The sequence below is a fragment of the Glycomyces sp. L485 genome, assembly GCF_022548875.1.
In the GTDB taxonomy this organism is placed as follows: Bacteria; Actinomycetota; Actinomycetes; order Mycobacteriales; family Micromonosporaceae; genus Glycomyces.
In genome coordinates this window covers 1,657-12,454 of record NZ_JAKZEW010000069.1, presented here as the reverse complement: position 1 = coordinate 12,454, position 10,798 = coordinate 1,657, and the positions used below count along the sequence as shown (strand labels likewise).

General features: G+C 66.8%; 11 protein-coding genes and 2 pseudogenes. 5 read left to right on the top strand and 8 right to left on the bottom strand.

The genetic code is table 11. From position 1 onward, the window contains the following. Positions 1-318: pseudogene (locus L0U85_RS19690) on the top strand (ABC transporter ATP-binding protein); the annotation flags it as partial. Beyond that, the gene (locus L0U85_RS19685; protein WP_241379475.1) at positions 311-1,093 is read left to right on the top strand and encodes an ABC transporter permease; all 783 of its coding nucleotides are present in this window, start codon (positions 311-313) and stop codon (positions 1,091-1,093) included. The pseudogene L0U85_RS19690 and the gene L0U85_RS19685, both read left to right, overlap by 8 nt. Positions 1,094-1,148: 55 nt before the next feature. Here the strand turns inward: L0U85_RS19685 and L0U85_RS19680 are convergent, their stop codons facing one another. Together L0U85_RS19680 and L0U85_RS19675 are read right to left on the bottom strand one after the other, a co-directional pair. Further along, on the bottom strand, positions 1,149-2,213 hold the full coding sequence (locus L0U85_RS19680) for an aspartate-semialdehyde dehydrogenase (protein WP_241379474.1): 1,065 nt from the start codon (positions 2,211-2,213) through the stop codon (positions 1,149-1,151). 2 nt (positions 2,214-2,215) lie between these two features. Further along, positions 2,216-3,481 (bottom strand): aspartate kinase, encoded by a 1,266-nt coding sequence (locus tag L0U85_RS19675; RefSeq protein WP_241379473.1) that lies wholly within the window; start codon positions 3,479-3,481, stop codon positions 2,216-2,218. 138 nt (positions 3,482-3,619) lie between these two features. Between L0U85_RS19675 and L0U85_RS19670 the strand changes: the two genes are divergently transcribed. The 3 genes from L0U85_RS19670 (at position 3,620) to leuA (ending at position 6,928) form a co-directional block, all read left to right on the top strand. Further along, on the top strand, positions 3,620-4,366 hold the full coding sequence (locus L0U85_RS19670) for a hypothetical protein (protein WP_241379472.1): 747 nt from the start codon (positions 3,620-3,622) through the stop codon (positions 4,364-4,366). Between the two features lie 99 nt (positions 4,367-4,465). Further along, entirely contained in the window at positions 4,466-5,044 is a 579-nt protein-coding gene (locus L0U85_RS19665) for a nitroreductase family protein (protein WP_241379471.1), read from the top strand. Between the two features lie 177 nt (positions 5,045-5,221). After that, positions 5,222-6,928, top strand: coding sequence for a 2-isopropylmalate synthase (leuA, locus tag L0U85_RS19660; protein ID WP_241379470.1), 1,707 nt, complete (start codon positions 5,222-5,224; stop codon positions 6,926-6,928). Between the two features lie 320 nt (positions 6,929-7,248). On the opposite strand, the gene L0U85_RS19655 is transcribed toward leuA, so the two are convergent. From L0U85_RS19655 to L0U85_RS19630, 6 genes and pseudogenes are all read right to left on the bottom strand, one after another. Continuing rightward, entirely contained in the window at positions 7,249-7,482 is a 234-nt protein-coding gene (locus tag L0U85_RS19655) for a hypothetical protein (RefSeq protein ID WP_241379469.1), read from the bottom strand. Further along, the gene (locus L0U85_RS19650) at positions 7,483-8,244 is read right to left on the bottom strand and encodes a hypothetical protein (protein ID WP_241379468.1); all 762 of its coding nucleotides are present in this window, start codon (positions 8,242-8,244) and stop codon (positions 7,483-7,485) included. It abuts the gene before it with no gap. 10 nt (positions 8,245-8,254) lie between these two features. Further along, positions 8,255-8,956, bottom strand: a complete 702-nt coding sequence (locus L0U85_RS19645; RefSeq protein ID WP_241379467.1) for a hypothetical protein — start codon at positions 8,954-8,956, stop codon at positions 8,255-8,257. 9 nt (positions 8,957-8,965) lie between these two features. Continuing rightward, positions 8,966-9,283, bottom strand: a complete 318-nt coding sequence (locus L0U85_RS19640) for a type VII secretion target (protein WP_241379466.1) — start codon at positions 9,281-9,283, stop codon at positions 8,966-8,968. Next, complete coding sequence (locus tag L0U85_RS19635) at positions 9,284-9,682, bottom strand: YbaB/EbfC family nucleoid-associated protein (protein ID WP_241379465.1); 399 nt, start codon at positions 9,680-9,682, stop codon at positions 9,284-9,286. 228 nt (positions 9,683-9,910) lie between these two features. Continuing rightward, positions 9,911-10,798: pseudogene (locus L0U85_RS19630) on the bottom strand (hypothetical protein); the annotation flags it as partial.

Sequence of the window (10,798 nt, the reverse complement as noted above, 5' to 3'; positions counted from 1 at the left end):
GACCAGTTCGTCCGCGAGTTCACCCAGACCACCGTCATCGTCCGCTCCCCGTCGGCGACCGAGTTCGCCGGAATTCTCGAAGGCGGGGGTGCGACCGTCTCGAACGGCGCCGACGGCGAGCTCGTGGTCTCCGGCATGGAGATCGGCGCGGTGGGGCACCTGGCGTTCACCGAGGGGATCGAACTGGCCGAGTTGTCCACCCGCAGCGCTTCCCTTGAGGAGGCGTTCATATCCGCGACCGGCGCCTCTGAGGAGTTCGTCGCGACCGAACCGCCCGTGACCGCGACCGAGAAGCCCGGTGGTGCCGACAATGCTTGATGCCCTGCGATTCGAATGGACGCGGCTGACGACGCTGCGTTCGACCTACTGGCTGACCGGCATTGGCCTGCTGTGCGCGGCGGCCATCGCCTTGATCTTCGGCTTCGCGGCCCGCAACGAGCAGCTGAATGCCGAGTTCCTTTCCATCGCGGTCAACGGCGGCGCCTCGTTCGGCATCCCGTTCCTGGCGGTGTTCATGGCGATCATCGGGATCTTCGCCACCGGGCACGAGTACCGGCACGGCACGATCCAGCCGACGCTCACCTCTCTGCCGCAGCGGTCGCGACTCATCGCCGCGAAGATCCTGGTCGTCGCCGGTACCACGCTGGTCGTGACCATGGCGTCGATGATGCTCAACCTCGGCATCGTCCTGGTGTTCTGGGGCGATCTGCCGGGCCTGTTCGACGACCCGCTGCGGTCGGCGCTGCTCGGCTATATCGTCTACACGCTCATCTACATGCTCGTCGGCATGGGTCTGGGCCTGCTGTTCCGCGGGGTGCCCTCGGCGCTGGTGGTCATCTTCCTGATGCCGCTGATCCTCGAGAACCTGATCGTCGGGCTTTCGATGGTGCCCGCGCTGGACTGGCTGGTGCCGGTCGTGAAGTTCCTGCCGTTCACCGCCGGGACGCTGCTCATGTCGGTGTCACCGCCCGATCTCGGGATGGCGGTGGACTACGACCTGTTCAGCCGCTGGGGCGCCGGCGGGGTGTTCGCGGCGTTCGCGGCCCTCATCATGGGCTTCGCCTGGTACCTGTTCAAGCGGCGCGACGCGTGAGTTGAGAAACGGCCGCGGCCCCGGGGAGATCCCGGGGCCGCGGCCGTCTTCGCGTCTACTTCGCTTCGAGTTCGCGGCGGACGAGGTCGGCGGTCTCGATCGAGTTGAGCGCGGCGCCCTTCATGAGGTTGTCGCCGACGACGAAGAACTCCAGGGAGTTCGGGAAGTCGATCGACTGCCTCACACGGCCGACCTGGGTGCCCGGCTTGCCGACGCCGTCGATCGGCATCGGGAAGACGCCGTTGGACGGGTCGTCGACGAGGTCGACGCCTTCGGCGGCGGCGAGCACGCGGTGGGCCTCGGCGACCGAGACCTCGCTCTCGAAGGTGGCGTGGACGGCCTGCGAGTGGCCGACCGCGACGGGGACTCGCACGCACGTGGAGGCGACCTTGAGGTCGGGCAGGCCGAGGATCTTGCGGGACTCGTTGCGGACCTTGAGCTCCTCGGAGGTCCAGCCGCCGTCCCTCCAGCCGCCGACCTTCGGGACGACGTTGAGCGCGAGCGGCGCGCCGAAGGGCGCGTTGAAGTCCTCGCCGAGGACGGCGCGGACGTCGCCGGTCTCGGTGCCGATGCGGTCGACGCCGACGGTCTTCGCGACCTGGTCGTACAGGGCCTCCAGGCCCTCCTTGCCCGAACCGGACGCGGCCTGGTAGGACGCGACGGACATCGACTTGAGGCCGAAGGCCTCGTTGAGCGCGGCGAGGGTCGGGATGAGCGCGAGGGTGGTGCAGTTCGCGTTCGCGATGATGCCCTTGGGGCGGTCGTGGGCCGCCTCCGGGTTGGCCTCGCGGCACACGAGCGGGACCTCGGGGTCCATGCGGAAGTGCGCGGACTTGTCGATGACGACCACGCCCTTGGCGGCGGCGATCGGCACCCATTCGGCGCTGACCTCGTCGGGCAGGTCGAAGTGGGCGATGTCGATGCCGTCGAAGGCGTCCTCGCCGATCGCCTGGACGGTGATCTGCTCGTCGCCGACGGGCAGGACCTTCCCGGCGGAGCGGGCCGAGGCGATGAGGCGGACCTCGCCCCAGTTGTCGCGTTCGGCGGCGATGAGGCGGCGCATGATGCCGCCGACGACGCCGGTGGCGCCGACGATGGCGACGTTGAGTTTGCGGCTCATGCCTATCGCCCCGTTCCCGCGTAGACGACCGCTTCCTCGTTGCCGCCGAGCTCGAACTTGTCGTGGACGGCGCGGACGGCCGCGTCGAGGTCGGTGTCGCGGCAGACGACGGAGATGCGGATCTCCGAGGTGGAGATGATCTCGATGTTGACCCCGGCGTCGGCCAAGGCCTGGCAGAAGTTCGCGGTGACGCCCGGGTGCGAGCGCATCCCCGCGCCGACCAGGGAGATCTTGCCGATGTTCTCGTCGTAGATGAGCTTGTCGAAGCCGACTTCGCCCTGGTGCTTCTTGAGCGCCTCGCTGGCCTTGCGGCCGGAGTCCTTCGGGAGGGTGAAGGAGATGTCGGTGTGGCCGTTACCGGTGGTCGACACGTTCTGGACGATCATGTCGATGTCGATTTCGGCGTCTGCGAGCACTTGGAAGATCGACGCGGCCGCGCCCGGCTTGTCGGGCACGCGGGTGACGGTGATCTTGGCTTCGGAGCGGTCGTGCGCGACGCCGCTGATGAGTGCTTGCTCCACGGGCAGGTCCTCCATGTGGCCCGACACGATCGTGCCGGTCTTGGTCGAGTACGACGAGCGGACGTGCAGCGGGACGCCGTAGCGGCGGGCGTACTCCACGCTGCGCAGGTACAGGATCTTGGCGCCTGAGGCGGCCAGCTCCAGCATCTCCTCGAAGGTAACGCGGTCCAGGCGCCGGGCGTTGGGCACGATCCGCGGGTCGGCGGTGTAGACGCCGTCGACGTCGGAGTAGATCTCGCAGAAGTCGGCCTGGAGGTGGGCGGCCAGCGCGACCGCGGTCATGTCCGAGCCGCCTCGGCCCAGCGTCGTGATGTCCTTCGTGTCCGGGCTGACGCCCTGGAAGCCGGCGACGATGGTGATGTAGCCCTCGTCGAGGGACGAGCGGATCCGGCCGGGCGTGACGTCGATGATGCGGGCGTCGCCGTGTGCGGCGGTGGTGAGCATCCCGGCTTGGGAGCCGGTGAACGACCGGGCCTGGAATCCGAGGTCGTTGATGGCCATGGCCAGCAGCGACATCGATATGCGCTCTCCGGCGGTGACGAGCATGTCGAGTTCGCGGGGTTCGGGAACGGGGGAGACCTGGGCGGCCAGGTCGAGCAGTTCATCGGTGGTGTCGCCCATCGCGGACACGACGACTACGACGTCGTCCCCCCGCTTTCGCGTCGCGACGATCCGCTCCGCCACGCGTTTGACGCGTTCTGCGTTCTCTACCGATGATCCGCCGTACTTCTGCACGACCAGCGCCACGGGATTCACCTCATGTCTGTTGTCTCGGGTGCTGTCGTGCTGCCCTGTTCGAGGGCAGCCACCTCACCTTAGCCGTGGGCTGCGGCGTGGCGCCAGGTCGTTCTGGCTCTTGAGACGCACAATCGCGCTGTGGCAAGCATGAAGACGATCATCACAGTGGTTTCGCTCACGCTCCTTTGGGTGTCGGCGGGATGCGGGACGGCGACGGTCGTCGACGAGCCCGATCCGCCGCCGCGGCGCGTCAGCGCGAAGTCGGCGCTGATCGGTCGGATCTCGCAGGCGCTCGATGTGACGTTCACGGCCGAGTACGAGTGGTCGGAGGGTTCGACGGTGACGGTGTGGGCGGCCGAGGACGGGACGTGGCGGGTGGACGTGCCCGGGTGGGGCCACGGCGGGGCGGTGGACGTGTCGGTGGCGTGGACGACCGGCGGGTTCTTCCAGTGCGCCGACGAGGTGTGCGTGAAGCTCGCGGGGATCACCGGCGAGATTCCGGAGGATTACGACCCGAAGGTGCAGCGCCCGTTCGTGGAATGGCTGCCGCTGCTGCTGGACCGGCATCTGCCGTTCGCGGTGTCGCAGGAGGGGGACTGCTTCAATCTGACGCCGAACACGGTGGTGGTGGACGCGCCGATCCCTGCCGGGCAGTGGTGCCTGGACCAGTCGGGGACGGTCCTGTCGGTGGCGATCGAGCAGTTCGGGACGCTGACGCTGACCGGTCCGCCGCAAGCTGCGGCGGCGACCGTGGAGCTGCCCGGGGAGGTCGTCGAGGGCGAGCCGGTGGGCAGCGAGGCGCCGGAGCCGCCGGAGCCGACACCGTCGCCTTCGGAGACGTCCGCACCGTCCGATTCGCCCTCGCCGGCACCGGAAGTCGAGAGCGAAGAGTAAGGAAGGCGACACGGGGACCCGGAATCGGGCCTGACCGTGGCACTATGAAGTTTGGCCGACCGGCCTGAGAAGCTGACCTAGCCATTCAGGTGATGACGCATGAACGGACCGACCGACCGGCACGCCCAGACTTCCGTGCCGATCCATCCGCTGCTGGCGAGCCGCCAGTCGACCAGGGCCTTCGAGGCCGGTGTCGACCTGGCCGACGAGCAGGTCGCGGCGCTCCTCGAAGCGGCCCGATGGGCGCCTTCGGCGGGCAATACGCAGCCGTGGCGGTTCATCCTCGCCAAGCGCGAGACCCCCGACTTCAAGCGGGTGCTCGACTGCCTCGCCCCCGGCAACGGCGAATGGGCGCAGCACGCCTCGGCGCTGCTGGTGGCCGTCCGCGTCGACTCGGACGCGAAGGGGCCGCTGCGGCACGCGGAGTACGACCTGGGCCAGTCGATGGCGCACCTGACGTTCCAGGCCGCCGCCGAGGGCTTGACGGTGCGCCAGATGGCCGGGTTCGACGCCGAGGCGATCGCAGGCGAGTTCGAGCTGCCTGCCGAGCTCAAACCGACGTCGGTGGTCGCGATCGGCGTCGCCGGCGACCCCGCGGGTCTCGCGGAGGCGGTCGCGGGCCCGGACAGCAGTCCGCGGCGGCGTCTGGGGCTCGATGAGCTGCTCATCGGAGTCTGAGACGTCCCAGCATCCAGACATCACATCGACGTTGGTGGCCGCCGGGTGTATGCTCGGCGGCAATCATGCGGTATTCCATGCTCCTTAGCTGCCGCGGCGGGGCCAACTAGGTCGGCTCCTCGCCGCGGGTTCTCGCATGCCGGCTGGCAATGACCACCGCGACATCAGGAGCAACCGTTGACTTCCCCAGCATTCGCAGACCGCGTCCAGCGCTACCAGCCCTACCTCAAGCAGTTCACCGTCGACCTGCCGGACCGCTCGTGGCCTGACAAGGTCACCGAGAAGGCGCCCGTCTGGTGCGCGGTGGACCTGCGCGACGGCAACCAGGCTCTCATCGACCCGATGACGCCCGAGCGCAAGAAGAAGATGTTCCAGCTGCTGGTCGACATGGGCTACAAGGAGATCGAAGTAGGGTTTCCCTCGGCCTCCCAGACCGACTTCGACTTCGTGCGCCAGCTCATCGAGCAGGACCTGATCCCCGAGGACGTCACCATCCAGGTGCTCACGCAGTGCCGCGAGCACCTGATCGAGCGCACCTTCGAGAGCCTGCGCGGCGCGAAGCAGGCCATCGTCCACTTCTACAACTCGACGTCGGTCCTGCAGCGGCGCGTCGTGTTCGGCCTCGACAAGGACGGCATCTCCGACATCGCCGCGCAGGGCGCGCGGCTGTGCCTGAAGTACGCCGAGACGCTGGCGCCGGACACGGCGATCCGCTACGAGTACTCCCCCGAGTCCTACACCGGCACCGAGCTGGAGTACGCCCTGGAGGTGTGCTCGAAGGTCGCCGAGGTCATCCAGCCGACCCCCGACTGGCCTCTGATCGTCAACCTGCCGGCCACGGTCGAGATGGCCACCCCGAACGTCTACGCCGACTCGATCGAGTGGATGCACCGCAACCTGCCGAACCGCTCCTCGATCGTGCTGTCGGTCCACCCGCACAACGACCGGGGCACTGGGGTGGCCGCCGCCGAACTGGCGGTGCAGGCGGGGGCCGACCGCGTCGAGGGCTGCCTGTTCGGCAACGGCGAGCGCACCGGCAACGTGTGCCTGGTGACGCTGGGCCTGAACCTGTTCAGCCAGGGCGTGGACCCGCACATCGACTTCTCGAACATCGACGAGATCAAGCGCGCCGTCGAGTACTGCAACCAGCTGCCCGTCCACGAGCGGCACCCGTACGCCGGGGACCTGGTCTACACCGCGTTCTCCGGATCGCACCAGGACGCGATCAAGAAGGGCTTCGCGCACCTGGAGAAGGACGCCTCGCGCGCGGGGACCGACGTGGACGAGTTCACCTGGGGCGTGCCGTACCTGCCGATCGACCCGAAGGACGTCGGGCGCAGCTACGAGGCGGTCATCCGCGTGAACTCGCAGTCCGGCAAGGGCGGGGTCGCCTACGTCATGCACTCGGAGTACGGCTTCGACCTGCCGCGGCGCATGCAGATCGAGTTCAGCCAGGCGATCCAGCGGCACACCGACGCTTCCGGCAAGGAGGTGACGTCGGCCGAGATCCACCGGATGTTCCGGACCGAGTACCACCCGGAGTACCAGCCGAGGCAGCGCCTGATCGTCGACGACCACACCACGTCGTACGCCGACGAGACCGTGACGCTGGACGCCGATATCACTCTCGACGGCGTGGAGCAGAAGGTCACCGGCACCGGCAACGGGCCGCTGTCGGCCTTCGCCGACGCGCTGTCCACCGTGGGCATCGAGGTCGAGGTGCTCGACTACGCCGAGCATGCCCTGTCGTCCGGCCAGAACGCGCAGGCGGCATCCTACGTGGAGTGTGTGATCGACGGCAGGACCGTCTGGGGCGCAGGAGTCCACCCGAACATCGTCCTGGCGACGATGCGAGCGGTCGCCAGCGCCTACAACCGCGCATAGCTCCAACCTGAGTGAGCAGAGCGGAACCGGAGGCTTCGCCTCCGGTTCCGCCGACTGGTGACGCACTCGAAGGCGTACGAGCTGGTCTCGGCAGACGGCAGGTCGTCCGATCTTCGTTGCCGGGTGAATTCTCCGGCGCGGCCGAGTTAAGGCCTGGGTCAATCCCAGGGCTTGCGCGAGATAGCGCAACAAGCGGAAAGCTCCGTCCACCGGCGGCAATGGAGGCAGGGTCTCGCATCTCAGTCCCAAGGCGCCGCTCAAATGATCAGAGCCTGCGAGTTGCACAATACCTCCGCGACCCACGAGGGCTCAATGCTGATTTACGCCGCATACGTGTAGTGGTGAGGCCAAGACCCAGTCCTCCGAGCTTTGAATGGAATGAATCCGGCCACAATATTCGCTCGATTGGAGTCGCCACTCATATTCAACGCCTTGCGCGATTCACGATCAAATTCAACTGTACCATTAATATGATCCCTATCCTCACCAAAACCGTAAGTCACGGTGTGCTCCGTTTCATTCAGCTTCAGAATCAAGAACGGTGCGGTCGCCATTTACGGCCTCCTCGGGTTCGAGTAGTCGACTGCTTCGTACGGGGCGTTATCTCTGTCGAAGGAGTTCTCCCAGTCCGAAACCTGATTCGCGGCTTCGTGGGCCTCAGAGTATACAGCTTCCGGGTGCTCTTGCCAGTAGCGAGCCTCTGCGATCTCATGCTCCAATAGCGCGATGTCGTGCTGCGTGGGGCGATCTTCCTGCATGCGAATCCATGCGGCCGCGATTTCAGGATCGGCGTCAAACCGCTTGTCGGTCACCGCACCATCCTCATATTTATCGTCGATAGGATGGATGTTACGCATCACGTTGTCCTTCATGAGGGCGATTTCCTCACGAGTGAATCCGGTACTGCCGTCCTGCCTTGGAGCATCGGCGAGGTTGTCGGTGATGAGGTCCACATCTTCATCATTGTTATTCCGCCAATGACTGTAGGCGTCCTCTGCCCAATCCCAATCATCACCGCCCCTGGGCCTTGAAGTGCCACCGGTATAAGCGGTATCCGCGTCACCGGAACCGGGTCGCTGGGCATCTTGATAGCCACCAGTAGGTCGCCCCTGTTGGGCCTCGGTGTCGATGGCGTTGTGGGCGCTGCCGGTGCCCTGACTCGCATCGATGCTGCCGTGCTTCTGCGATGGCCTGCCGGAACCGCCGTTGTTGCCGCCGGCGCCGTCGCCGGGTCGGTTGGTCGTGCCGTCGCCGCCGGTCCGGCGCAGCGCGAAGGCGACACCTAGAAGCAGCAGAAGTTTCAGGGTTCGTCTCATGGGGCGGCCCTTAGTCGTTGAGGAGTTTGGAGAGCGCGTCAATGCTGGTGATAAGCGAGGTGATGAGCTGCATGATGATGCCGGCCCACTTGACGACGGCGGCCACGATCTGCGCGGCGATCACCGGGATCGTCACCACGAAGATCGCCTCGACCGCCCAAACGACCACGTGAGCCACCAGGTCCGCGATCAGATCACGCACGAGGTCCCGCGTCATGGTCACCAGCGCCCCCGCGCCTTCAGTTGCCGCAGCGATCGCTGCCGCCGTAGCGCCCAGGCCGCCAATCGCCTCGACGTTATGGCCCATCATGTTGTAGTAGGCATCCGAGGCCGCTCCGGACCACTCGTCTACATCGCCGCCGACCGCGGCCCCCAGGTCGGCTGACATGGCGAACAGCTCGGCGGACATGTTGTACCAGGTCTCGGCGTGGGACATCACCACGTCCGGTTTGCCGGTCAGCCAGTCGAGCATCTCCCGCAACGGCTCGAAGTACTCCATGGCCCAACCGAGACCGTTGGCGAGCAGCGCCGAGAACGGATCCAGGACACTGCCTGCGACCTCGAGCCCGAGACCCACCCCGGCCAGTGAACCCTGGACCCAGCTTCCGCTCTGGATGGAGGTGACCAGACCTTCGATACCGTCGGCCAGGCCCGCGCCGGTCCACGGCTGCCGACTCGACTGGACATCGGCAATGAGCGAGTTGTCGGACATGCCCGCCTCCTATCCTTCGAGCTGCGAGGCGAAGTCGTCAAAGCTCACAGAGGCGTCGTTGTCCGACTCCTCGTAGGCGTCGGCCGCGGCGCGGATGCTCTCGGCGGCGAGCGCGATGTTCTCCTGCACGTAGGTCACCAGGTTGTCCTGGCGCACATGACGGTCCTCCAAGATCCCGGCGATCCATCCGCACAGCTGGCCGTACGCCTCGTCGTCCTGCGCAATGTGAGAACTCGCGCCAAGGACAGCGTCGAAGCGGGCACTGAAGTTCTCCAGGTTGCTCGCGTGGCTTCGCAACTGCTCCGGGTCTACCTCGTAGCCGCTCATCTAGCGCCGGCCTTCCTGTTCCGCGTCGTCGCCGAACTGGCGCTTCAGGCCCGATATGAAGGCATTGCCCGCGGAAGACTCAGCCCCCACAGTGGATTCCACGATCTCCCGCGATTGCTCGGCCAGTTCGATCTTGGCCGCCCGGATCGCCTCAAGCACCGCATTGGCGGCAGCTTCCTCCGGGACGCGCTTGATCCTTGAGCTGAAGACGAGGTCGACTGGGCTGCCGGTGTGGTCTACGGTGATCTCGGCGAGCCCGTTGGGGTCGGTGGCGGTGACGCGCAGGGCCTGCACCTGGGCGGCGAGCGCCTGCGTGTCGGCGGCCATCTGATCGGTGCGTTCCTTCCACTGCGCGAGCCGTGCTCGCGCCGATTCCGGATCGATCGGAGGGAAGTCCATCAAACCCTCCGAACAGCACGATTGAAGGTTCGGTGCCGGGTCATATCGTCCTCCGCTGGCGCCCAAGAAAAACGAATCTTCGACATGTTACGGCATGGACGCAATCCCTCACCGCAGCAGGAGACAAGGGTCGTGCCCGCCCGGCGTGAGTTCGCGTCGGAGCCGGGCGGGCACGAGTCATTGACGGCCTACGTGTTCGGAGGCCTGATCGGGGTGGCAGCTGGGGGTTTAGGCCAGTGGGTCGTTGTCGTCTTCGAAACGGGCCAGACCCCAGACGTCGTCGTCTTCGGTCAACCAGGTCTCGCGGCCCTGCTCGTCCTCACCAGGAGCACCACCAGCGCCGCGGCCACCGCCCATCATCGACGAAGCGCCACCCCTGCCCGCACCGGAACCGGAACCTGCACCGCCGGACTTGCCGAACAAGCCCTGGCCCTTACCCACGCCACCGGCCCCACGACCCGCACCGGCACCCGCGCCACCGCCGCTGCCGACCGCCGGGCCGAACAGACCCGAACCCGCACCCCCACCAGCGCCACCGCCCAGGCCGCTCCCGGCACCGAGCCCCGGGCCAGCACCAGTACCGGTAAGGGTTCCCGCACCAACACTGCCGCCCGATGCAAGACCACCGGAGACGTCCTCGTCGTCGGAGTCGTAACTGTCCCAGGGATTGCCCGAGTCCAGGCCCGTCCCACCGCCAACACGGCCAACGCCACCAACACCGCCAAAGCCACCAGAGCCACCGGAGCCGGTGCCGCCGCCGCCGAACGTCGTCGACGACTCCGGCGGGTTCAAACCCCCCGTGCCCGAACTGGTCGGCGAACCCGAAAAGTCCCCGCCACCGGGCGGAGAATAGCCCGAGCCGTCGAGGTCGCCTGCCGAATCACGGAACGTCGTGTCACGAGAAGGCTCGACGGTCGGAGTGAACTCGCTCGCGGAAGTCTCGGCATCGCTCCAACGAGCGAGAACCGTCTCGTTCTGCGCCGTGGCACGAGACTGGTAGTCCGCGTTCGCCTCGTTGTAGTCCTCGCTCGCCTTGTCGTTCGTGTCCTGCTCGGCGAGCGCCTCGGCCTGCCGACGCAGACTAGCCTCATCGGCCTCGGGATCGTCGGCCTTCAA

Coding starts and splice junctions, on each gene's coding strand:
- L0U85_RS19640 (WP_241379466.1), bottom strand. CDS start 9,283: ATGAGCGGCTACGAGGTAGACCCGGAGCAGTTGCGAAGCCACGCGAGC.
- L0U85_RS19665 (WP_241379471.1), top strand. CDS start 4,466: ATGAACGGACCGACCGACCGGCACGCCCAGACTTCCGTGCCGATCCAT.
- L0U85_RS19670 (WP_241379472.1), top strand. CDS start 3,620: ATGAAGACGATCATCACAGTGGTTTCGCTCACGCTCCTTTGGGTGTCG.
- L0U85_RS19650 (WP_241379468.1), bottom strand. CDS start 8,244: ATGAGACGAACCCTGAAACTTCTGCTGCTTCTAGGTGTCGCCTTCGCG.
- L0U85_RS19645 (WP_241379467.1), bottom strand. CDS start 8,956: ATGTCCGACAACTCGCTCATTGCCGATGTCCAGTCGAGTCGGCAGCCG.
- L0U85_RS19685 (WP_241379475.1), top strand. CDS start 311: ATGCTTGATGCCCTGCGATTCGAATGGACGCGGCTGACGACGCTGCGT.
- L0U85_RS19680 (WP_241379474.1), bottom strand. CDS start 2,213: ATGAGCCGCAAACTCAACGTCGCCATCGTCGGCGCCACCGGCGTCGTC.
- L0U85_RS19635 (WP_241379465.1), bottom strand. CDS start 9,682: ATGGACTTCCCTCCGATCGATCCGGAATCGGCGCGAGCACGGCTCGCG.
- L0U85_RS19655 (WP_241379469.1), bottom strand. CDS start 7,482: ATGGCGACCGCACCGTTCTTGATTCTGAAGCTGAATGAAACGGAGCAC.